We start from the raw sequence: 21,642 nt of genomic DNA on the forward strand, positions 1-21,642 counted from the left end.
TTGCTGTTGCTTTTCTCTTGCCGCTTGCCGCTTGCTGCTTGGAGCTGTCACCCATGAATCTGTCCGGCCCGTTCATTAAACGCCCGGTAGCGACCATGTTGCTGAGCCTGGCAATCATGTTGCTGGGCGGGGTGAGCTTCGGGTTGCTGCCCGTGTCGCCGTTGCCGCAGATGGATTTTCCGGTGATCGTGGTCTCGGCCAGTTTGCCGGGGGCCAGCCCTGAAGTGATGGCGTCGACCGTGGCCACGCCGCTGGAGCGTTCCTTCGGCGCGATTGCCGGGGTCAATACCATGAGCAGCCGTTCGAGCCAGGGCTCGACACGGGTGATTCTGCAATTTGACCAGAACCGTGATATCAACGGGGCCGCGCGCGAAGTGCAAGCGGCCATCAATGCTTCGCGCAACCTGCTGCCCAGCGGCATGAAAAGCATGCCGACCTACAAGAAGGTCAACCCCTCGCAAGCGCCGATCATGGTGCTGTCGCTGACCTCCGACGTGCTGCAAAAAGGCGAGCTGTACGACCTCGCGTCCACCATCCTGTCGCAAAGCCTGTCTCAAGTGCCCGGCGTAGGCGAGGTGCAGATTGGCGGCAGTTCATTGCCGGCGGTGCGTATTGAACTGGAGCCGCAGTTGCTCAACCAGTACGGCGTGGCCCTGGATGAAGTGCGCGCCACCATCGCCAATGCCAATGTGCGTCGGCCCAAGGGGGCAGTGTCTGACGATGAGCGCAACTGGCAGATCCAGGCCAATGATCAACTGGAAAAAGCCAAGGATTACGAGCCGCTGGTGATCCGGTATCAGGACGGCGCGGCCTTGCGCCTCAAAGATGTGGCGAAGGTCAGCGACGGTGTAGAAGACCGCTACAACAGCGGCTTCTTCAATAACGATGCGGCGGTGTTGCTGGTGATCAACCGCCAGGCCGGGGCCAACATCATTGAGACCGTGAACGCGATCAAGGCGCAGTTGCCCGCGTTGCAGGCGGTATTGCCATCCAGCGTCAAGCTGAACCTGGCGATGGACCGCTCGCCGGTGATCAAGGCCACCTTGCATGAAGCCGAGATGACCCTGCTGATTGCCGTGGGGCTGGTGATTCTGGTGGTGTACCTGTTTCTCGGCAATGTGCGCGCGTCGCTGATTCCTACTCTGGCTGTGCCGGTGTCGCTGGTGGGCACGTTCGCGATCATGTACCTGTACGGGTTTTCACTGAACAACCTGTCATTGATGGCGCTGATTCTGGCCACCGGGCTGGTGGTGGACGATGCCATCGTGGTGCTGGAGAACATCTCGCGGCATATCGACGCCGGCATCGCGCCCATGAAAGCCGCGTACCTGGGGGCCAAGGAGGTGGGCTTTACCCTGCTGTCGATGAACGTGTCGCTGGTGGCGGTGTTTCTGTCCATTCTGTTTATGGGCGGCATCATCGAAAGCCTGTTCCGTGAGTTTTCCATCACGTTGGCCGCGTCGATTGTGGTGTCGTTGGTGGTGTCGCTGACCTTGACCCCGATGCTCTGCGCGCGCTGGCTCAAGCCGCACGTGCCAGGCACTGAAAATGCCATGCAGCGCTGGAGCATGCGCCTCAACGAGCGCATGGTCGGCGGTTATGCCCGCAGCCTGGACTGGGTGCTGCGGCACAAACGCCTGACCCTGCTCAGCTTGCTGGTGACCATTGGCGTCAACGTGGCGCTGTATGTGGTGGTGCCCAAAACCTTTATGCCCCAGCAGGACACCGGGCAACTGATCGGTTTTGTGCGCGGTGATGACGGCCTGTCCTTCAGCGTGATGCAGCCCAAGATGGAGATCTTCCGCCAGGCGGTGCTCAAAGACCCGGCCGTGGAAAGCGTTGCAGGTTTTATTGGCGGCAATAGTGGCACCAACAACGCTGTCATGCTGGTGCGCCTCAAGCCTATTGGCGAACGCAAACTGTCCGCGCAAAAGGTCATTGAGCGCTTGCGCGAAACGATGCCTCTGGTGCCTGGTGGGCGCCTGATGCTGATGGCCGACCAGGACCTGCAATTTGGTGGCGGGCGTGAGCAAACCAGCTCGCAGTACTCCTACATCCTGCAAAGTGGCGACCTGACCGAGTTGCGCACCTGGTACCCGAAAGTGGTGGCAGCGCTCAAGGCCTTGCCGGAACTGACAGCCATTGACGCCCGCGAAGGACGTGGTGCGCAACAAGTCACGCTGGTGGTCGACCGCGATCAGGCCAAGCGCCTGGGGGTGGACATGAATATGGTCACCGCCGTGCTCAACAACGCCTACAGCCAACGGCAGATATCGACCATCTACGACAGCCTGAATCAGTACCAGGTGGTGATGGAGGTCAATCCCAAATACGCCCGCGACCCGCAAACCCTTGATCAGGTGCAGGTGATCACGGCCGATGGCCAGCGCATTCCGTTGTCGGCCATCGCCCACTATGAGAACAGCCTGCAGGGTGACCGCGTTGAACACGAAGGCCAGTTCGCCTCCGAGACCATTTCGTTCGACATGGCCCCCGGCGTGTCGCTGGATCAGGGCACTGTCGCCATCGAGCGCGCCATTGCCAAGCTGGGCCTGCCCGAAGAGGTGATCGTGAAAATGGCGGGCACCGGCGATGCGTTTGCCGCTACTCAAAAAGGCCAGCCGTTCATGATTCTCGGTGCGCTGGTGGCGGTGTATCTGGTACTCGGCATTCTGTACGAAAGCTACATTCACCCGCTGACCATCCTCTCGACCTTGCCATCGGCCGGGGTGGGCGCATTGCTGAGTATTTACCTCACGGGCGGCGAGTTCAGCCTGATTTCATTGTTGGGGCTGTTCCTGTTGATCGGTGTGGTGAAGAAAAACGCGATCCTGATGATCGACCTGGCGCTGCAACTGGAGCGCCATTCGGGTCTGAACCCTGAAGCCTCCATTCGCACGGCTTGCCTGCAACGCCTGCGGCCGATTCTGATGACCACGCTGGCGGCCATTCTGGGGGCCTTGCCGCTGATGCTGAGCAGCGCAGAAGGGGCGGAAATGCGCCAGCCCCTGGGCCTGACCATTATCGGCGGGCTGGTCTTCAGCCAGATCCTGACCCTTTACACCACCCCGGTGGTTTACCTCTATCTCGACCGTGCCCGCCATCGTTTCAATACGTGGCGTGGCGTGCGCACCGATGCTGCCCTGGAAACTCCGCTATGACCTCTCGTTCGCTTAACCTTGCCCCGGCCCTGTCGCCCCAACGCTGGGCGCTTGCCCGTGGCTCGCGCCTGCTGGGGCTGGTGCTCTCGGGGTTGCTGCTCAGCGCGTGTGCGATCGGCCCGGACTACCAGCGCCCTGAACTGACACCGCCCGCGCAGTACAAAGAAGCCGCCGGCTGGACCCAGGCCAACCCCAGCGACGCCCTGGCCCGTGGGGCGTGGTGGGAGCTGTATGGCGATCAACAGCTCAATGCGCTGGTTGAGCGCCTGAACACGTCCAACCAGACCGTTGCACAGTCTGAGGCCCAGTTCCGTCAGGCTCAGGCCCTGGTGCGCAGTGCGCGCGGGGCATTTTTGCCGAGCGCGGACTTGAGCGTGGGCAAAACCCGCTCCAGCCAAGGCACCGGCAGTTCCAATTCGAGCCTGACCAGCTCCAGCAGCGGCATTCGCGACACCTTGAATGCACAGGTCGGCGTGAGCTGGGAAGCGGACATCTGGGGTAAATTGCGCCGAGGCCTGGAGGCCAATGAAGCCAGCGCCGAGGCTAGCTTGGCCGACCTGGCGGCCATGCGTTTGAGCCAACAATCGGAACTGGTGCAGAACTACCTGCAATTGCGTGTGATTGATGAGCAGAAGCGTTTGCTGGAGGCCACCGTCGAGGCGTACCAGCGCTCCTTGAAAATGTCCGAGAACCAATACCGCGCCGGTATTTCCGGCAAGGACGCGGTAGCGCAGGCGCAAACCCAATTGCACAACACCCGGGCCAGCCTGATTGACTTGATCTGGCAGCGTGCGCAATTCGAGAACGCCATCGCCGTGCTGACCGGGCAGTTACCGTCCGGGTTTACCTTGGCAGAGGTCAACCGCGTGCCCGCCTTGCCGGCCATTCCGGTGAGCGTGCCGTCGCAGTTGCTGGAGCGTCGCCCCGATATTGCCTCGGCAGAGCGCGCCATTATCGCCGCCAATGCCAATATTGGCGTAGCCAAGGCGGCTTACTACCCTGACTTGAGCCTGAGCCTGTCGGGCGGTTACAGCAGCAGCACCTATGAAGACTGGATCAGCGTGCCGAACCGTTTCTGGTCGCTGGGGCCGAAAATTTCGTTGCCACTGTTTGATGGCGGCCAACGTTCGGCTGAAGTCGACCGCAATGAAGCGGTGTATGACCAGACGGTGGCCAAGTACCGCCAGACCGTGCTCGACGGCTTTCGCGAGGTGGAAAACTACCTGGTGCAGTTGAAGGTGCTGGGGGACGAGGCGGTGGTGCAGGCGCAGGCGCTGGCGTCGGCGCGCGAGTCACTGCGCCTGACCAGCAATCAGTACAAGGCCGGCCTGATTGCCTACCTGGATGTGGTCAATGTGCAAACCACCGCGCTGAGTACCGAACGCAGCGCCCTCACCCTGCTGCAGAGTCAATTGATTGCTAGCGTGCAGTTGATCGCCGCCCTGGGGGGCGGCTGGGACGGCAACACGGACCTCACCGACAGGCCGCAGTGAGCGCATCACGCCGGCCGGAGGAGGCCGTATAAGGGGGGAGCGAGCGCCTGTCCCCCCTCATCAATTGCTGTGGGAAAGGACCTCACCGACGCTACGGCGCCGTGCATAGTGTTCACTGGTGCGGATCAAGGTTTCGAGGTCTTCGGGTGTCACGTCAATAAACGCCTCCATTTGCTCCATCGCCTTTTGCAAATCGTCGGCGGTGATGCCCGGATCGCTGGCACTGGCGGGCGAGATGATGGCTGGGCTCGGCGCTGACAGCGGCTTGGGGTAACGCACCCGCGTCAGGTTGTTGTAGAGCAGCGCCATCACCAGCATGCCCGCCGCTGCCAGCATGACAGGGCCTACCAGGCCCCAGCCCAGCAGTGCGCTGTCCGGGTCAGCCAACACCACCAGCAACGCCAACGCTCCGGCGGGCGGGTGCAGACAGCGCAACAGGCACATGCACATCAGTGACAGGCCGACCGCCAGGCAAGCGCTGTCCAGGGTACGCCCGAGAAAGTGCGCCACTGCCAGCGAGACCAGGGTCGCGCTCAAGTAGCCGCCGAGTATCGACCAAGGTTGCGCCAGTGCCCCCGACGATACCGCGAACAATAAAACCGCCGAGGCCCCCAGAGGGCCAATCAAATGCATGGCCACGGGCTTGCCGAACGCCAGGCTGCAAAGCCAGACACTGAATAATGTAGCCAGGGATACACCGATGGCGGCTCGGCTCCACTCGGTGGGGCGGGTGTGGGTGGCCGCAGGCAGTAAGCGGCTGATCCAGCGAATGTGCATGGTAGGGACGGTCCGGTGCAGGTCTCGTTGCGGAAAAAAAAGGGCTATGCGAGTGAGTCGCAAGCCCTTTAAAGGGTTCCTTCATTTGGGGGAGGAACCTGCGCAGTGTGCAGAGCGTTAAAGCAATCTGCAAATTCATAATAATGATGTTTAACTGCATTTTAATTGAGCTAAGTGCAGGTGTAAGGTGTGTTAGGTGCCGGCGGTGGGCTCAGCAGGCGATCTGCCCCAGGCGGGGTTGCCCGAAGCCTGTTTTCCCAGTACCCGGTCATAGACGTCGTTGCTGAACAGTCGCCGTTCAATATGGCCACGCCAGTCGGGGCTATCGGCCAGCGGCCCTTTCAAGATAAGCAATGCATCACGCAACGCCATCAGTTTGCCCAGTTCCGGCCTACAAGTCCCGGCCGAAAAGCGCTCGGCCCGGGTACACACATATGCACCTTGAGCGGGTTCATTATCGGCTGCAAAGGAATGGCTCATCACGTCGTACTCCATAATGGGAGGGTATTGGGCTGAGTAAGGTCCTTGAAACAGGGTGAGGGCGCATCGTACGCGCCGTGGTCAGGGTGTGCATGGCGATACAAGCAGTGACACATCTGCCATTTACTTAGTGTGCGATCTGGGATTCAGGCGGACGATTGTAAAGCGCCTAAACAGGGAGGTGTTGTCAGTCACTGCGTAGCTGGAGATAAGATTTACGGAGAAAATCGTAGGATTATTCAAAAGCCGCGACGAGCGTTTTCAGTGCTTCGAGTCATCCGCCGTTATTGGAAAAGGTGTACGTGCTCAGATGGGTTATCTGGCGCAAATGTACTTCAGCGTTCAAATATCGAAATACTTTTCAGTCGAGGCGGCCAAGGTGCGCCTGCGTGCGCCCTTTTCAGCCTCTGAGCTGAATTTCTTGCTATAAACGCACTCCATTAGCCTCGGCGAAGAGCCTGATTGTTCATTTTCCAGGTTTTACTGGACCAATTGCTGTCATTTCAGTTGCTGACTCGATAAGTCGGCCTTAGACTGCCGCCCCTCGTAAATTGAGTGCCGGGTGGCGCTTGAGATAGATGGCACCTGACGGGTTGGGATGAAGATCGGTCAGGACACTCCCCAGTTCGCCTTAATGCACGTATTTTTTATAGAGAAATCAATGACAAAGGATAAGTTGCTGGCCATGCCGGCGGATGACTACATGAATGCCGAGCAACAGCAATTTTTCACTGTGCTGTTGCAAAACATGAAAGTTGAAACCCACGCGCGTATCGAGCAGAACCGCATTGCCATCGAGAGCCTGGACACGCCTGCAGACCCGGCCGATGCCGCATCGGTTGAAGAAGAGCGCACCTGGCTGGTGAACTCCATTGACCGTGATCAGCGCATGCTGCCTCAGTTGGAGCAAGCACTGGAGCGCATCAAGGAAGACAGCTTTGGCTGGTGCGACGACAGCGGTGAGGCAATTGGCCTTAAGCGTCTGTTGATCAGCCCGACCACCAAGTACTGCATTGAGGCGCAAGAGCGCCACGAGCAAATCGACAAGCACCAGCGTCAAGCTTGATTGCTTGACCGCACCGGAGCCGCGTCCTGCGGCTCCGGCAGTCAGTCAAAGGCTGGCATCCTGTGCATTGCGGCTTGAAGGGCGGCGCGCAACCCTTCTTCTGGAGCCGTCAGCGATCATCAACGGTCCAACCCGCCAGCCTGAAACTCAGTGAGCGGGGCGCAGACGTGTGTTCAACTGGTCGATAACCAACGCCCAGTTATCGTCAGCATTCAGGTGCTCTTTCAGAAATTGGGCTTGATCCGCTTTCCAGAAGGGGGCGTCTTCCAGCCTTAGATCAGCCTCAAGCGGCGAATGCTGCGTAATGAACGCCTCAATGGCTTCGTCATCGGACTTGAGTCCCAGTTGCGCGAAAAGCGTGTTCATGTTGGTTGCCGTTTCGTCCATGGTGATCTCCTTGTGGGCTGGGTGGTTCTGTGTATTTGAGGGCATTGAGCGGCAAACGTTCGATGCCGTTGCAGGCCAGGCTCACCAGGGCTCGAACCGGGCCTGTCGCGCGATCAGGTGTTGAGCGCGCCGGCGTCTACTGCATGCTTCAAGGCCAGTGCGGATTCCTGGGCAGCCGTTTCAGCGACATCGGCAGTCTTGAACCAGCGATCTTTTTCGACCTGGTGGTAAGTCACCGTTTTAAGAGGTGGTTTGGCCCGCATGACAATCACTGCCTGAAACTCACCGTCGACCTCTTTGGACTCGCCGCGGATAAAAAACTCGCCAATATCAAATTCCGTCACGTGTCACTTTCCCTGGATTCAATGGAGTTCAGTTGAACTGGCGGTATCCGCCAAGTCAGTGGCAAGAGTATGGCAGTTGTTGACCCTCAGTGGCGTAGTTAAGTCATACGTTAGATGAGCGCCATGTCCTACAATGGCTCAAACGGTCAGCAAACCTGCGAATCTGCCTTTTCAAGGTTCCTCGCGAGTTCGCACGCTGCATTATGGGTGCAGCGAAAGCCTTTGATCTGACCTGTGCCAGTGTCGCGGATGTGAAAAAAGCCATGCCCCACCGGGATCACTTGATACTGGGGTGCTTGCGTATACCCAACTTTAGGCAGGAGCCGGTAGAATGGCTCTCTGGCAGTGTTTGGATGCGCACTTTGACTGTCCGGGGGCGATGCAAGGGGGGTGTTGTGTCTGTTCACGGGGAGTATCCTTCTGATCTGCGGGTAAGACTCAATGGTTTGAATGGCCCACGTGCAGTGTGTGTATTAGAATTGCCAAGTGTTGGCGCTGTTCTATTTGTAAGGTTTTTTTGTAAAGTGCGGTGTCAGACGTTACCTCTTTAAAAGCAGGCTTTTACCGTGTGTGCTTTAGACCTTTCCGTGATCAGGGCCGGTTAATGCCCTTCAATCCCGGACGTCCGTTTCACGTGGCCAGCGGGGTGACGTTGCGCTCGCCTTGAAGCCACATCACTCCCGGCCCGATCGGTCAGGAAAACTGTGCAATACCCGGTTTTCATCAATGGCTGCGGCCTTTTTTCTGCTGCCTGTTTTTTGCTAAGGCGGCACCATTTCTGAGTTTGAGGGCTTTTCGTTGGCAGTTAGCAATTTGGAGATGCATGCATTATTTGTGTTGGGTGACTTGCGGGCACGGTTGGTCAAACTGTTCCACTCGCGCTTTGTTTATGTCACCGAGCAAACGGCAGAAGGTATTTACATCGCTGAAATCGACACTGAAACGGCGCTGGTGGTCGATGACAAGCCGCGTCTGGAACTGAAGGTCGGTGATCATTTTCGCGCCGCCGTGTTGCCCAGTCGTGAAGGTGGCAAGTTCGACATCAAGTTTCGCGACATTAAAATCACGGTCTACGGCATTGGCGACTACGCGTACGTATCTTCGCCTCAGGGTGAAGGGATTGTGTTCAAGGAAGGTCAGACCGTGATGTTGGTCTTCGCTGCCAACGAGCAGCTTGAAGGCGGTTTGAGCAAAACGCTGAAAGCGGTGACGACCAAAGTCGCGAAGTGGCGCAAGGGCGAGCTCACGTTCAAGGCCAGCAAAGAGTGACACCTTCGCGCAGCGAATTTCATCAGCAACACCAGGAACAGGCCCTGGCCCGGGCGGCTGAACTGTATGCCCAACGGGCCGTGTTGCAAGGTGCTTGGCTTAATTGGGTCGCGGTGCAGCTTTACACGTTGCGCCCGGCTGAATACGCCAGCATGGTTCGCCGCGAGCTGGCGAAGTTGCAGGCAAACGCTGCGTCTTGATAAAGGGGCGGGGCAGGGGCTGAGTTCGCGCGAAGGGAGCCGGCAGTGGCGCCCGGCGGCTGCTTTTAATGATGTTTATGCGCGCGCTGGGGTATAACGCCTCACCGCTTCTGATTGTGAGCCCCCTTGTTATGCAAACCCCTTCACAACGGCCGCTGTGGCTGATCTATCTGATCTTCCTCGCGCCGATGGTGCTGTCCAATTTTCTGCAGAGCTTTTCCGGCACGCTTAACGGTATCTACGTGGGGCAGATGTTGGGAACGCAGGCGTTGGCAGCCGTGTCGGGGATGTTTCCCATCGTATTTTTCTTTATTGCGCTGGTGATTGGCCTGGGGGCGGGGGCTTCGGTGCTGATCGGTCAGGCCTGGGGTGCCCGTGAGTTGACGATGGTGAAAAAAATCACCGGTGCCACCCTGACCCTCGGTGCCATTATCGGCCTGCTTGCCGCTGTGCTGGGCAGTGTCTTTGCCCGGCCCGCACTGCAGGGCCTCGGTACGCCGACGGACGTGCTGGACGATGCGGTCGCCTATGCTCGAGTGATGATGTTGATCATGCCGCTGTTGCTGGTGTTTATTTTGTTTACCCAACTGTTGCGTGGGGTCAGTGACACGGTATCGCCATTGCTGGCCCTGGTGGTTTCAACCGGGGTGGGGCTTGTGCTGACTCCCGCGCTGATTCTGGGCTGGGTGGGCCTGGAACCCATGGGTATTGAAAGTGCCGCCTATGCCGGGCTGGTGGGCAATGCGCTGGCCATGGTGTTTCTGGTGTATCGCTTGCGCCATAAAAACAGTGTGATGGCCCCGGACCGCGAGTTGTGGGCGGCCTTGCGCCTGGACCGGGCCATTCTCGGCAAAGTCCTGTGCATAGGGCTGCCGACCGGGGTGCAGATGGTGGTGTTGTCGCTTTCGGAGCTGGTGATTCTGGCATTGGTCAACAGCCACGGTTCCCAGGCGACGGCGGCGTATGGTGCGGTCACCCAGATCGTGAACTACGTGCAGTTTCCGGCGCTGTCGATTTCTGTGGCGGCCTCTATCCTGGGGGCTCAAGCGATTGGTGCCGGGCGTATCGAGCGGATTGGGCCGATTCTGCGCACGGGCCTGATGATCAACTTGTGGTTGACTGGCGCACTGGTGCTGCTGGGGTACGGCCTGTCGCATTGGCTGCTCGGGTTGTTTATCACCGATGCCGAGGCTCGGGTGCGGGCCGAACACCTGCTGCACATTATGTTGTGGAGCGTTCTTGTCTTTGGTTTTCAGGCGGTGGTTGGTGGAATCATGCGAGCCAGCGGCGTGGTGCTGGTACCGATGGGCATCACGATCTTCTGCGTACTGGCCATCGAATTGCCAGTGGCTTACCTGCTCAATGCGCACTTTGGCCTGGAAGGCGTATGGATGGCGTTCCCGGTGACCTACCTGGCGATGCTGGTGATGCAAGTCACCTACTACCGGCGCGTGTGGCGGCACCGACCGATCGAACGAATGGTCTAGGTTGCGATCAGGCAGCGTCACCGTGCTGCCTGGTTTCACGACGGCTTCGTCGGAGTGCCGCATCACGCCGGACGTAGCCTCGCACCGCTCGTCAACGACTACGGGTGTAGTCGCTGCCGCAGGCTGCGAGCGGTTGCGCAGCAATCGTAGCCTCATGTCGCTAATCAGCTTGACCGTCAACAGGCTCTCTACGGTGATGTGCCAGGCACCCCGATCCGTATCGGCGTGCGCATCAATGTACCGACGACCACGGCACCCAGCAGGCCCAGTACCCCGGCGACCCAGAGCACCATACTGAACCCGCCGACAAAGGCCTGAGTGGCCAATGGCCGGATATGAGCCTGCAGGGCGGGCGGCAACGGGCTCAGTGCGCCGCTCATATCGCCGGCCACCACCCGCGACGCGATAAAGTGTGTCTGACCCAGCCATTGTCCACCTTCGTGCTCAAGGCTGGCATAGAGGTTTTGCTCGGTATGGCTGCCCAATAATGCGCCGAATACGCCGATGGCCAGCACGATGGCGCTAAAGCGCATGGTGGTGCTTATGCCGGACGCCATGCCGACCCGGTCGCGGGGCACGCAGGCCATGATGTTCTTCTGTGTGTCGCCGTTCAGAAGGCCCGCACCGGCACCGGTAACGGCCGTGGTCAGGGCAAAACTCAGGTAACCACCATGGTCCACTGCCCAGGCACTGAGCAGGTTGCCCACCCCTACCAGCGTCAACCCGGCGGCCATCAGGCTGGCCGGGCTGAACCGTGACGCCAGCCGCGCACCGATACGTGGGCAGATCAGCATGGTCAGGGCAAACGGCAGCATGCCCAGCCCGGACGCGATGGCACTGAAGCCCAAACCGTTTTGCAGGTAAAACGGCAGCAGGGTCATCATCACTTGCGCACAGCCGGCGTAGGCAAACATGCCTAGCAGGGCCCCGATAAAGCGCGGCTGGCGGAACAGTTGCAGGTCGATCATGGGGCGACGCTGCAAGGATTCAACCCACACAAACACCCCCAGCAGCAGTGCACCGCCCGCAAGGCGAGCGTAGGTCAGCAGGTTGTCCCAGCCGATACGGTTGGCTTCGATCAGGCCCCAAATCAGGCACAATAGACTGGCGCTGAACGCAAGGCTGCCCCACGGGTCGAGGCGGGCTGACTGCGGGTCACGGGATTCGCTAATGGCGTGGTAGACCAGCGCCATCAATAACAGACCGACCGGCAGGTTAAGGAAGAAAATCCAGCGCCAGCCCAGGTAGTGTGTGATCACGCCGCCGAGGGTGGGCGCGGCGGTCATGGCCACCCCCATGCAGGCTCCCCAAAAGGCCCAGGCCTTGGCACGTTCGACCTCGTCATGGAACGCGTGGCCAATGGATGCCAGCGCCGAGGTCAGTAACAGCGCCGCGCCCACCCCTTTGATCGCCCGTGCGATCTCCAGCAGCAGGCTGGAGGGGGCCGCGCCGCAGCCGATGGAGGCCAGGATGAAAAGGCTCAGCCCCCACAGCAATGTTTTTTTGCGCCCGAATCGGTCGGCCAGGCTTCCGGCAGGCAATAGCAGTGCGGCGAATGCCAGCATGTAGGCGCTGACCACCCATTCGATGTCGACGAAATTGGCCCCCAGATCACGTGCGATGCTGGGCAAGGTGACGGCGACAATATTGGTGTCGAGTACGATCAGGGAACACACCCCGGATGCAGTCAGTAGCGTCAGGCGCGGGCTAATGGTTTTCATGATCGCACCGCCTTTAAATGTAGCGTTGCTTTTAAGGTAATTATGTTGACGGGCATGCTGGTATCTCTCTAGTGTGGTGCTGTGAGCAGGATATCGCCGTCTGGTACAGGCTCTGTTAGTTGAAAGCAGGAACTTCATTACCTTTGAGCTAATACTTTATGGATATCCGCCACTTCCGCTATTTCCTCGCGGTTGCCCAGCAACGCAATTTCACCCGTGCTGCAGAGGGGCTAGGCATTGCGCCGCCCACCTTGAGCCGCCAAATTCAGGACCTTGAAGCCGTGCTGGGTGTGCGTCTGTTTAATCGTCAGCAACGTCAGGTCAGCCTGACCGAAGCGGGGCAAGCTTTATTGCCGGACGCAGAGGCCACGGTGCGCCAGTTTGAGCTTGCGCAGCGCAATGCCCAGCGGGCCGGGCGTGGTGAGGTGGGCCATATTGAATTGGGTTATGTCGCCTCTGCGGTGTACTCGGGGGTGTTGCAGCGTCAGGTACAGGCGTTTTCGCTCGCCTGCGCAGAGGTGAGCCTCAGTGTGCGTGAAGCGCCAATGGCCAGCTTGCCCGCCAGCGTGGTGGAGGGGCGCTTCGATCTGGGCTACGTGCGTTCGCCCATGACCTTGCCCGATGAATTGTCCGCCATTCGCCTGAATGCCGAAGGCTTCGTGTTGGCCCTGGCGAACGATGCGTGGCTGGCGCGGCTGCCGCAGATCAGCGCCGGGCATCTGCAAAACGAAACGTTTATCTTGCCCGAGCAAATCAGTGGCACGTTGCAAGTGGCCGCCCAGGGCGGTTTCGCGCCCAAACTGGGTGCCCAGCCGGGCGGGCTGGTGGCCGTGATTGCGCTGGTCTCGTTGCGTCAGGGCGTGGCGGTGGTGCCCGCGTCGGTGGTGGGGCATATCAGTTTGCCCAACGTGATTTTTCGGTCTATTGAAGGCTGCGAGGCCACGTCATGGCTGTCGTTGGTCCACCGTCGATTTGAAAAGTCCCCCGCGGTTGTGCGCTACATCGAGCAGGCCAAGCGTGCCTTTCGTGCAGCAGAGCCGGGTATACAAAAATTGACCTAGTGCGCAGGATTTAGTGGTTCGCATACGTGCGTTCACCTTCAGAAGCAGTACAATCGCCCCCTTTTTTACCGAGCATGGATGCTAGTCGGACATGCTGACGAGAAAGCTCATGGTCTCTGCTAGTTACTCTCCTGCGTTGGTCTTCATTTCTCTGTGCGTCGCCATTCTGGCGTCGTACACCGCCCTTGATCTGACGGGCCGCATCGCGACCTCACGAGGGCGAACGGCCTACCTGTGGATGACCGGTGGCGCGCTGGCAATGGGCTTTGGCGTGTGGTCGATGCACTTTATCGGAATGCTGGCGTTGTCGGTGCCGATTGAACTGGGTTACGACGTGGGCCTCACGCTGTGGTCGCTGCTGGTGGCCATCCTGTCGTGCGGGTTTGCCCTCTGGCTGGTCAGCCAGCCGCATTTGCCGGCGCTGCAACTGCTGATCGGGGCTTTGATCATGGGTGCCGGGATCAGCGCCATGCATTACAGCGGTATGGCCGCGTTGCGCATGCAGCCGGGGATTGACTACGACCCCACGCTGTTCGGTCTGTCGTTGGTGATTGCCGTAGGCGCATCGGCGGCGGCACTGTCTATCGCGTTTCGGTTGCGCAAGCAGATGCCTTACGTGCGGCTGGTGCGGGCCGGGGCTTCGGTCATCATGGGGCTGGCGATTGTCGGCATGCATTACACCGGCATGGCGGCGGCCAGTTTTCCGTTGGGCAGCTTTTGCGTTGCGGCTGTAGACGGCCTCAGTGGCAAAGGCCTCGACAACCTGGTGCTGGTCTCCAGCCTGGCGGTGTTGATCATTGCGTTGTTAACGTCGATCTTTGATGCGCGCCTGGATGCCAAGACGGCCGCGCTGGCCGACTCATTGACTCAGGCCAATGAAGAACTCACCCAACTGGCGCTGCACGACACCCTCACCGGGCTGGCGAACCGTATTTTGCTGGCCGAGCGAATTGCTCAAGCGATGCGCGAGGTGCAGGAGCAGGGCGGGTATTTTTCGCTGATGTTTATCGATCTGGACGGGTTTAAACCGGTAAACGATGCGTTTGGTCACCACCTGGGCGACCGGTTACTGCGAGAAGTGGCCGTGCGCTTGCGCCAGCAATTGCGCAGCCAGGACACGCTGGCGCGCATTGGGGGTGATGAGTTCGTGCTGCTGGTGCGCCTGGCGGCACCCGACGATGCCCCGCCCGTGGCGGCCCGTCAGGTGACTCTGTTGTCTAAGTCGTTCCGCGTCGATGAACATGACCTGCAGATTTCCGCGAGCATTGGTATCGCGCTGTACCCCGGCAATGGCCAGACCGCCGAAGAGTTGCTGATGAACGCCGACGCCGCGATGTACCACGCCAAGGGTGCCGGTAAAAACGGCTACAGCTTTTTCGATGTGTCCATGAACACTAACGCCCGCAAGCAACTGCAATTGCTTCAAGACTTGCGTCAGGCGCTGGAGCAGCAACAGTTTCACTTGTACTACCAGCCCAAGTTCGATGCCAGCAATGGCCAGGCGGTGGGGGCTGAAGCGCTGTTGCGCTGGGAGCACCCGCAACAGGGGCTGTTGTTGCCAGAACATTTTATCGAGCTGGCGGAGAAGACCGGCCTGATCATCCCGATTGGCGAGTGGGTGCTGAACGAGGCCTGCCGCCAGATGCGTCTGTGGATCGATCAGGGCTACAGCCACTGGCGTATTGCAGTCAATCTGTCGGCGCTGCAATTCTGCTATGCCGGGTTGGTCGACAGTGTGGCGCAGGCGCTGGAGCGGCATCGGTTGCCGGCCAACAGCTTGACCCTGGAGATCACCGAAACCACCGCCATGAGCGACGCCGACGCCAGCATGACGGTGTTGCAGCGCCTGTCGCAGATGGGCGTGGACTTGTCCATCGACGATTTCGGCACCGGCTATTCAAGCCTCATGTACCTTAAGCGGTTGCCGGCCAATGAACTCAAGATCGACCGCGGCTTTGTCCGGGACCTGGAGCACGACAGCGATGACGCGGCCATTGTGTCTGCCATTGTGGCGCTGGGCCAGGCGCTGGGGCTGCGGATTGTGGCCGAAGGCGTGGAGACCGACACCCAGCAGAGTTTTCTGACCACCCTGGGCTGCGATTCACTGCAAGGGTTCCTGCTGGGTGAGCCGCAGCCCGCGGAGCAATTTATGGTGGAGATCCACCGTGGCGAGCGGCCTGTGGGCGAGCCGCCGACAGTAACCTGACAGCGTAAGGTTTTCGCGGTTATTCTGAAGCCATTTTTACCCTGCTGAACGAGGAGCGCGTATTTATGGATAAAGTCATCGTGATCACCGGAGGCAGCCGTGGCATCGGCGCGGCAACGGCCTTGCTGGCCGCCCGCGAAGGGTATCGGGTATGTATCAATTACCTGACCGATGATGAAGCGGCCCGTGAAGTACTGACCCAAGTGCGTGCGCTGGGCGTGCAGGCGATCAGCGTGCGGGCCGATGTGAGCAATGAAGACGAGATCATCAGCCTGTTTGCCCGCGTTGACCTGGAACTGGGGCCCGTCACGGCGCTGGTCAACAACGCCGCAACGGTGGGGCACAAGTCGCGGGTCGACGACATGTCCGAGCTGCGTATTTTGCACACCCTGAAAACCAACGTGCTGGGCCCGATCCTGTGTGCCAAGCACGCCGTATTGCGCATGTCACCGCGCCATGGCGGGCAGGGCGGCAATATTGTCAACGTTTCGTCGGTGGCGGCTCGCTTGGGTTCGCCAGCGGAATACGTTGACTACGCGGCCAGTAAGGGCGCAGTCGATACCTTCACCCTGGGGCTGTCCAAGGAACTCGCCGGTGAGGGCATCCGGGTCAACGCCGTACGCCCGGGTTACATCTTCACCGACTTCCACGCCCTGAGCGGCGACCCGGGCCGGGTCAGCAAACTGGAACCGATCATCCCCATGGGCCGGGGTGGGCGCGCAGAAGAAGTGGCTGAAGCGATTATCTGGTTGTTGTCGGACAAGGCGTCCTATACCACTGGGACCTTTCTGGACCTGGGCGGCGGGCGCTAAACCCGTCGCGAACCCGCTCGCCCCTCCAGGTGCGCACAATCGGAAGAGGGCGGGCGGCTTAGCGCGATAAGCGTTTCGGCCAGCCGAGGCCTTGAGCGGTTGCAATTCCTTTCGATCTGGTGATAATGCGACGTATTATTATTCGTGGCAGGTTCTCCTTCGTGCCTCATTCCCCGGATCCCAAAGTCCTGCAGGCCACCCCATGCGCAAAGCCCGGGTAGACCCCATCACACGTGCCGCTATTGACTGGATGCGGCGGCTTGAATCCGGGCAGGCGTGCCCCTCGGAACGTCAGGTGTTCAAAGCCTGGCTGGCCGAGAACCCGGAGCATATGGCCGCGTGGAAACGCGTAGCGGCGCTACTGAACCCCCCAGTGGCCGAACTGCAATCGGCCCAGAGCCGCAGCTCCGGGCAGTTGCGAGCGGCACGCCAGGCGTTGATGGTCAGCCATACTCCCGTTGGCAAGTATGCTCTCAAGGGCGGTGTGTTGCTGCTGTTGCTGGGCTTGGTAGCGTGGGCGTTGTAGGCCCTGAGGAAGTCGCCACACTGCGCTCGCTGGCTTAAATTTCCGGTGCCCAGCGCTGGGACCAGTCACTGTCGTGCTTGACGATCTCGCGCAGCGCTTCGATGGCGTGCTGCAACGCCTCACTGTCGCGATCGCGTGAATACACCAGGTACGTCGGGTAACTGAACTCCGGGGCTTTGGGCACGCGCTCCAGCGTGCCGCTGTCCAGGTAGCTCTGCACCACACGGGTACGAAAATAGCCGCTGCCGCCATTGTCCAGAATGTAATGCAGCGCCACCGGGCCAAGGTTAAAACTGATAGCCGCCCGCGCTTTATCGGGCAGGGCTGCGTCATGCTGGCGGCGATAATCGTCGCCCCAATCCACATACACATAGGGCTCAGGCAGGTCGGGGCGACGCACCATAATCAGTTTTTCTTCGAGCAGTTGTTCCACCTGCACCCCTGGCCAGTACGCTGGCTGATAGACCAGCGCCGCATCCAGCAGGCCCATTTCGAGCTGTTGCAGCAACGACGCCACCTCGCAAATCTGAATGCTCAAGGCATGGGTGGTGAGTTGCTGGCGCAACACTGTGGCCCAATTGAGGATCAGCGGGTTGCACAAGCTGACTTCGCCACCAATGTGCAGGCGCTGGTGCAGGCCTTCGGGGCGTGGCACATCGCGGCGGGCGGCCTCCCAGGTTTGCAGCAGTTGGTTGGCGTACACCACAAAGGCCTCGCCATCGGCGGTGAGGCGGGCACCGGCGCGGTTACGCACAAACAACGTCACGCCCAACAAACCTTCGAGTTTTTGCACCCGGGCTGTCACGGCGGTTTGCGTGATATGAAGTTTTTCGGCGGCACCGGCGAGGCTGCCGAAGCGAACGATTTCGAGGAAAGTACGGGCCAGGTCGAGGTCCATGATCGCGCCAGTGTGTAAGGGGCGGTCAGTGTAAGGCCATTTTCTGCAATCCGGGATTGAGGTTTTATGATTGCTGCGCAACCGATCGCAGCCTTCGGCAGCGACTACATCTGTAGTCGTTGCCGAGCACCGCGAGGCTTACCGGCTGTGGCTAGAACGCGTACTTGGTGGTCAGCATCAGGCTGCGAGGCTCGCCGTAGTACGTTGTGCTGAAGTTGCCCAAGCCAGACAGGTACTTCTTGTCGAACACGTTGTTGGCGTTGAGGTTGAAGCTCAGGTGTTCGTTGTATTCATAACGGGTCATCAGGTTAACCAGCGCGTAGCTGTTCTGTTCGATGATGTCATAGTCACCCTTGCCGTCGTTGTAGATCCGCCCGTAGAACGGGCTCTGCCAGTTCACGCCACCGCCCACGGTGACTTTGTTCAACACGCCAGGCAGGCGGTAGGTGGTGAACACCCGCGCCACGTTTTCAGGTTTGGTGGTTTCCAGCGGGTAGCCATACAGGCGGCCACCCTCGTCCGTTTTGGTTTGGGCCCAGGTGTAGCCGGCCATCAGGTTCCAGTCGGGCATCAATTCGCCGGCCAGTTCAAACTCGATGCCCTTGGTCACCGCCCCGTCGACCGACTGGTAGTAGGTGTTGTTGGCCGCGTCGATACCCGCATAGATCGGCAGTTTTTTCTGCTCGGTGCGGAATACCGCCACGCTGCCATTCAGGCGGCCGTCGAAGTATTCACTTTTCAGGCCGATTTCGTAGCTGTTGCCTTCGGTCGGCGGGAGTGTGGAACCGGAGCGGCCTTTTTCGGTGACCGGTTTGTAGATCGACGTGTAACTGGCGTATGCCGAGTAGGTCTCGTTCAGGTCATACACCACGCCGGCATAGGGGGTGACTTTGCCGTGTTGTTTGGATGTGGCTTTTTTGTCCGAGAACACCGGGCCCTGCTCGTAGTACCGGTTGGTGTCGTTGAACTGGAAGTCGCTGATGCGGCTGCCGAGGATGACAGACAAATCGTCAGTCGGCTTGAAGCGCGCCGCGACGTAGGCGCTGTTCTGGTTTTTGTTGATTTCGTACTTGCCGTTTTTCGGGAAATACGGCTTCGGATAATGGCCATTCCAGTCAAAAATGCTGCCGGGTACCAGGCCAAACTGGGTGGCATCGTAAGTTGCGCCGGTTTGACGGGAGGATTGTGAGGTCACGCCCACCACCAGTTCATGCTCGCGGCCCAACAGGGTGAAGGGACCGGAGGCGTTGATGTCCACCGTGTTCTGAACGCGATGGCCTTCCCACTGGCCCCAGTAAAAGAACATGCCGGTGCCGGTTGCCGGGTCCGGCATGCCGCCACTGGCCGAGCCCAATTGGGTGTCGTGGTCGTTGGTTTGCTGGGTCAGGGTACCTTTGACTTTCCAGTCATTGTCGAAACGGTGTTCCAACGAAGCGAAGGTGGAGTTCATCTGCACATCGCGACGGCTCCAGTCGGTGGCCGGGTTGAACGAGCGGCTGAAGTCGGTTTTGGTGTAGTTGGAGAAATAATAGGGGTTGCCGGTCCAGGACGAGCCGCGTGGCTTGATGTTCTGGTAGTCCAGGCCGAAGGTGAACAAGGTGTCCGGGGTGATATCGACTTCGATAATGCCGTAGAACACATCGTTCTTTTTCGTGTAGTGGTCCAGGTAGGAATGGGCGTCCTGATACACCCCAACCAGGCGACCACGCACGCTGCCATCGTCATTCAACGGGCCCGAAATGTCGCCTTCGGTGCGGTAGTTGTCCCACGACCCCACGCTGCCTGTGACCGATGCCTTGAACTCGCGGGTCGGTTTCTTGCGGATCAGGTTGACGGTCGCCGACGGCTCGCCGGAGCCGGATAACAGGCCGGTCGCGCCCTTGATGATGTCAACGCGGTCATACAAGGCCATGTCGACCTTGGTGGCTCCTTCGTCGAACACCCCGTCGTACTGAGTGTTGACGCCGTCATACTGGAAATTGGTGATGGCATAGCCCCGCGCCGAGTACTCCATGCGGTCGCTGTCATAGGCTTGTGTCGAAACGCCGGGGGCATTGCGCAGTACATCACCAATGCTCTGGGCGGCCTGGTCGTCCATCAACTGGCGGGTGATCACGGTTACCGTCTGCGGTGTTTCGCGGATCGACAGTGGCAATTTGGTGGAACTGTTTGAGGCCCCCGTGGTGTACGACTGGGTGCCTTCAGTGGTCAGTAATGTGCCCGGACCTTGACCGGAAATAGTTGTAGCACCCAGTTCCAGGCCTTTGCCTTGTTGGGTATTGATGATCACCGTGTCGCCATTGAGCTGGTACGCAATGCCGCTGCCCTGCAGCAGGGTCTCCAGTGCCCGGGTCGGCTCCAGCGACCCGGACACGGCGTGCGACTTGAACCCTTGAACCTGATCCGGGCTGTACAGCACTTGCAGGTTGGCTTGCTTGCCAAACTCATTCAGTGCGCTGGCCAGTGATTGGGCCGGGATGTTGAGGGCCACCGGCGCTGCCTGGGCAGTGCCTGCACCCAGCAACAAAGAGGCCATCAACGCGCTGGACAGCAGGGTGCGGCGCACGGTCTGGCGTTGGGTCGCGAGGGAAAGCGGGGTCCGGTTCAAGTGAGGTCGTTGCATTGCGTTGCGAAGCTCCAGGGTAGGAAAATACTTATTCGTTAATGGGAATGGTTGTAAGACGCAGTACGAACCAGAAACCGGAAACACGCGGTTGAATTAAATCGCCAAGAAGAAAGAAAAAGGCTTAGTCGTTCTATCGGTGGAACGCTGAATACTGAAAGGGCTATCTAGTGTTATGGGTGGATCGAATCTAAGCTGTTGCCATCTATGACAGGAGGTGCACCATGAAAAAACTCTCAGGTATCTACGCCGCACCCCGCCCGCATTGGGTCGGTGATGGTTTCCCGGTCCGCTCATTGTTTTCCTACGACTCAATGGGCAAGCAAGTCAGCCCGTTCTTGCTGCTCGACTACGCGGGGCCCGCTGAATTCGCGCCGACCACCGAACGTCGGGGCGTGGGGCAGCACCCGCATCGCGGTTTCGAAACCGTGACCATTGTGTACAAGGGGGAGGTGGAACACCGCGACTCGGCGGGCAATGGCGGGGTGATCGGCCCGGGTGACGTGCAATGGATGACCGCCGCGTCGGGGATCCTGCACGAAGAGTTCCACTCCAAAGCGTTTGCCCGCAGCGGCGGCCCGCTGGAAATGGTTCAGTTGTGGGTCAACCTGCCGGCGAAAGACAAAATGGCTTCGCCGCGCTACCAGGGCATTCTGGACCGCGACATTCCCACGCTGGCGCTTGAAGATGAAGCTGGCAGCCTGCGCCTGATTGCCGGTGAATTTGCCGGCCAGCGCGGTCCGGCCCATACCTTTACCGCGATGGATGTGTGGGACATTCGCTTGAACGCCGGCAAGCGGGCCGTGCTCGACGTGCCCGAAGGGCGTAACACCGTGCTGGTGGTGTTGCACGGCACGGTGAGTGTCAATGGCCAGGCCGAGGTGGGCGAAGGGCAATGGGCGCTGTTTGAGCGCGCCGGGTCGCAGTGCACGCTGCAATCGAGTACCGATGCCGTGGTGCTGATGCTCAGCGGCGAGCCCATTGATGAACCGATCGTGGGGCATGGCCCGTTTGTGATGAACACCGAGGCCGAGATTCACCAGGCGTTCGACGACTTCCAGTCGGGCCGGTTTGGCCGCATGCCTGCGTAAACCGCGCGCTGCCCGGTGTGACCCGGGCAGCGCGTGCGGT

Annotated in this window: 18 protein-coding genes; 11 read left to right on the forward strand and 7 right to left on the reverse strand. The window is 59.7% G+C overall.

Annotation, left to right across the window (positions count from 1 at the left end; all coding sequences use genetic code 11):
• The first annotated feature begins 53 nt into the window (after positions 1–53).
• Together Q1W15_RS08915 and Q1W15_RS08920 are read left to right on the forward strand one after the other, a co-directional pair.
• Entirely contained in the window at positions 54–3,161 is a 3,108-nt protein-coding gene (locus tag Q1W15_RS08915) for an efflux RND transporter permease subunit (protein ID WP_300726557.1), read from the forward strand.
• A complete protein-coding gene (locus tag Q1W15_RS08920; RefSeq protein ID WP_300726563.1) occupies positions 3,158–4,654 on the forward strand; it encodes an efflux transporter outer membrane subunit in 1,497 nt (498 codons plus the stop codon). Before Q1W15_RS08915 ends, Q1W15_RS08920 begins: the two co-directional genes overlap by 4 nt.
• A 60-nt stretch (positions 4,655–4,714) precedes the next feature.
• Here Q1W15_RS08920 and Q1W15_RS08925 read toward each other — a convergent pair whose 3' ends face one another.
• Both Q1W15_RS08925 and Q1W15_RS08930 read right to left on the reverse strand, forming a co-directional pair.
• The gene (locus tag Q1W15_RS08925; RefSeq protein WP_300726566.1) at positions 4,715–5,431 is read right to left on the reverse strand and encodes an HPP family protein; all 717 of its coding nucleotides are present in this window, start codon (positions 5,429–5,431) and stop codon (positions 4,715–4,717) included.
• 192 nt (positions 5,432–5,623) lie between these two features.
• Entirely contained in the window at positions 5,624–5,911 is a 288-nt protein-coding gene (locus tag Q1W15_RS08930) for a hypothetical protein (RefSeq protein WP_300726569.1), read from the reverse strand.
• A gap of 661 nt (positions 5,912–6,572) precedes the next feature.
• On the opposite strand from Q1W15_RS08930, the gene Q1W15_RS08935 reads away from it, so the two are divergent.
• On the forward strand, positions 6,573–6,977 hold the full coding sequence (locus tag Q1W15_RS08935) for a TraR/DksA C4-type zinc finger protein (RefSeq protein ID WP_300726571.1): 405 nt from the start codon (positions 6,573–6,575) through the stop codon (positions 6,975–6,977).
• Positions 6,978–7,124: 147 nt separating this feature from the next.
• Here the strand turns inward: Q1W15_RS08935 and Q1W15_RS08940 are convergent, their stop codons facing one another.
• Both Q1W15_RS08940 and Q1W15_RS08945 read right to left on the reverse strand, forming a co-directional pair.
• On the reverse strand, positions 7,125–7,364 hold the full coding sequence (locus Q1W15_RS08940) for a DUF2789 family protein (RefSeq protein WP_300726573.1): 240 nt from the start codon (positions 7,362–7,364) through the stop codon (positions 7,125–7,127).
• Positions 7,365–7,477: 113 nt separating this feature from the next.
• Positions 7,478–7,708 (reverse strand): hypothetical protein, encoded by a 231-nt coding sequence (locus Q1W15_RS08945; RefSeq protein WP_300726576.1) that lies wholly within the window; start codon positions 7,706–7,708, stop codon positions 7,478–7,480.
• 798 nt (positions 7,709–8,506) lie between these two features.
• Here Q1W15_RS08945 and Q1W15_RS08950 point away from each other — a divergent pair.
• The 3 genes from Q1W15_RS08950 (at position 8,507) to Q1W15_RS08960 (ending at position 10,664) form a co-directional block, all read left to right on the forward strand.
• Positions 8,507–8,977: a hypothetical protein gene (locus tag Q1W15_RS08950; RefSeq protein ID WP_300726579.1), complete on the forward strand. Its 471-nt coding sequence runs from the start codon at positions 8,507–8,509 to the stop codon at positions 8,975–8,977.
• Complete coding sequence (locus tag Q1W15_RS08955) at positions 8,974–9,177, forward strand: hypothetical protein (RefSeq protein ID WP_300726581.1); 204 nt, start codon at positions 8,974–8,976, stop codon at positions 9,175–9,177. Before Q1W15_RS08950 ends, Q1W15_RS08955 begins: the two co-directional genes overlap by 4 nt.
• Positions 9,178–9,308: 131 nt before the next feature.
• Positions 9,309–10,664 (forward strand): MATE family efflux transporter, encoded by a 1,356-nt coding sequence (locus Q1W15_RS08960; protein WP_300726584.1) that lies wholly within the window; start codon positions 9,309–9,311, stop codon positions 10,662–10,664.
• A gap of 188 nt (positions 10,665–10,852) precedes the next feature.
• Here Q1W15_RS08960 and Q1W15_RS08965 read toward each other — a convergent pair whose 3' ends face one another.
• Positions 10,853–12,385, reverse strand: a complete 1,533-nt coding sequence (locus Q1W15_RS08965; RefSeq protein ID WP_300726588.1) for an MFS transporter — start codon at positions 12,383–12,385, stop codon at positions 10,853–10,855.
• A 158-nt stretch (positions 12,386–12,543) separates the two neighbouring features.
• On the opposite strand from Q1W15_RS08965, the gene Q1W15_RS08970 reads away from it, so the two are divergent.
• The 4 genes from Q1W15_RS08970 to Q1W15_RS08985 all read left to right on the forward strand — a co-directional run bounded on the left by Q1W15_RS08970 (position 12,544) and on the right by Q1W15_RS08985 (position 16,990).
• The gene (locus Q1W15_RS08970) at positions 12,544–13,446 is read left to right on the forward strand and encodes a LysR family transcriptional regulator (RefSeq protein WP_300726590.1); all 903 of its coding nucleotides are present in this window, start codon (positions 12,544–12,546) and stop codon (positions 13,444–13,446) included.
• A gap of 109 nt (positions 13,447–13,555) precedes the next feature.
• A complete protein-coding gene (locus Q1W15_RS08975; RefSeq protein ID WP_300726593.1) occupies positions 13,556–15,652 on the forward strand; it encodes a bifunctional diguanylate cyclase/phosphodiesterase in 2,097 nt (698 codons plus the stop codon).
• Positions 15,653–15,717: 65 nt separating this feature from the next.
• A complete protein-coding gene (locus Q1W15_RS08980; protein ID WP_300726596.1) occupies positions 15,718–16,464 on the forward strand; it encodes an SDR family oxidoreductase in 747 nt (248 codons plus the stop codon).
• Positions 16,465–16,666: 202 nt separating this feature from the next.
• Positions 16,667–16,990, forward strand: a complete 324-nt coding sequence (locus Q1W15_RS08985) for a DUF4880 domain-containing protein (protein ID WP_300726599.1) — start codon at positions 16,667–16,669, stop codon at positions 16,988–16,990.
• Between the two features lie 34 nt (positions 16,991–17,024).
• Here Q1W15_RS08985 and Q1W15_RS08990 read toward each other — a convergent pair whose 3' ends face one another.
• Positions 17,025–17,888, reverse strand: a complete 864-nt coding sequence (locus Q1W15_RS08990) for a LysR family transcriptional regulator (RefSeq protein WP_300726602.1) — start codon at positions 17,886–17,888, stop codon at positions 17,025–17,027.
• A gap of 151 nt (positions 17,889–18,039) precedes the next feature.
• Positions 18,040–20,511: a TonB-dependent siderophore receptor gene (locus Q1W15_RS08995; RefSeq protein WP_300726605.1), complete on the reverse strand. Its 2,472-nt coding sequence runs from the start codon at positions 20,509–20,511 to the stop codon at positions 18,040–18,042.
• Positions 20,512–20,735: 224 nt separating this feature from the next.
• Here Q1W15_RS08995 and Q1W15_RS09000 point away from each other — a divergent pair, with 224 nt between their 5' ends.
• The gene (locus tag Q1W15_RS09000) at positions 20,736–21,602 is read left to right on the forward strand and encodes a pirin family protein (RefSeq protein WP_300726608.1); all 867 of its coding nucleotides are present in this window, start codon (positions 20,736–20,738) and stop codon (positions 21,600–21,602) included.
• The last annotated feature ends 40 nt before the right edge of the window (positions 21,603–21,642 follow it).

This window comes from Pseudomonas sp., from assembly GCF_030150285.1.
Taxonomy (GTDB): Bacteria; Pseudomonadota; Gammaproteobacteria; order Pseudomonadales; family Pseudomonadaceae; genus Aquipseudomonas.

Excerpts from the sequence above, each read along its gene's own strand:
- Q1W15_RS08995 (WP_300726605.1), bottom strand. The coding sequence starts at position 20,511 with ATGCAACGACCTCACTTGAACCGGACCCCGCTTTCCCTCGCGACCCAA.
- Q1W15_RS08960 (WP_300726584.1), top strand. The coding sequence starts at position 9,309 with ATGCAAACCCCTTCACAACGGCCGCTGTGGCTGATCTATCTGATCTTC.
- Q1W15_RS08915 (WP_300726557.1), top strand. The coding sequence starts at position 54 with ATGAATCTGTCCGGCCCGTTCATTAAACGCCCGGTAGCGACCATGTTG.
- Q1W15_RS08940 (WP_300726573.1), bottom strand. The coding sequence starts at position 7,364 with ATGGACGAAACGGCAACCAACATGAACACGCTTTTCGCGCAACTGGGA.
- Q1W15_RS08970 (WP_300726590.1), top strand. The coding sequence starts at position 12,544 with ATGGATATCCGCCACTTCCGCTATTTCCTCGCGGTTGCCCAGCAACGC.
- Q1W15_RS08990 (WP_300726602.1), bottom strand. The coding sequence starts at position 17,888 with ATGGACCTCGACCTGGCCCGTACTTTCCTCGAAATCGTTCGCTTCGGC.
- Q1W15_RS08925 (WP_300726566.1), bottom strand. The coding sequence starts at position 5,431 with ATGCACATTCGCTGGATCAGCCGCTTACTGCCTGCGGCCACCCACACC.
- Q1W15_RS08965 (WP_300726588.1), bottom strand. The coding sequence starts at position 12,385 with ATGAAAACCATTAGCCCGCGCCTGACGCTACTGACTGCATCCGGGGTG.
- Q1W15_RS08935 (WP_300726571.1), top strand. The coding sequence starts at position 6,573 with ATGACAAAGGATAAGTTGCTGGCCATGCCGGCGGATGACTACATGAAT.
- Q1W15_RS08930 (WP_300726569.1), bottom strand. The coding sequence starts at position 5,911 with ATGAGCCATTCCTTTGCAGCCGATAATGAACCCGCTCAAGGTGCATAT.
- Q1W15_RS08980 (WP_300726596.1), top strand. The coding sequence starts at position 15,718 with ATGGATAAAGTCATCGTGATCACCGGAGGCAGCCGTGGCATCGGCGCG.
- Q1W15_RS08985 (WP_300726599.1), top strand. The coding sequence starts at position 16,667 with ATGCGCAAAGCCCGGGTAGACCCCATCACACGTGCCGCTATTGACTGG.
- Q1W15_RS08975 (WP_300726593.1), top strand. The coding sequence starts at position 13,556 with ATGGTCTCTGCTAGTTACTCTCCTGCGTTGGTCTTCATTTCTCTGTGC.
- Q1W15_RS08920 (WP_300726563.1), top strand. The coding sequence starts at position 3,158 with ATGACCTCTCGTTCGCTTAACCTTGCCCCGGCCCTGTCGCCCCAACGC.
- Q1W15_RS09000 (WP_300726608.1), top strand. The coding sequence starts at position 20,736 with ATGAAAAAACTCTCAGGTATCTACGCCGCACCCCGCCCGCATTGGGTC.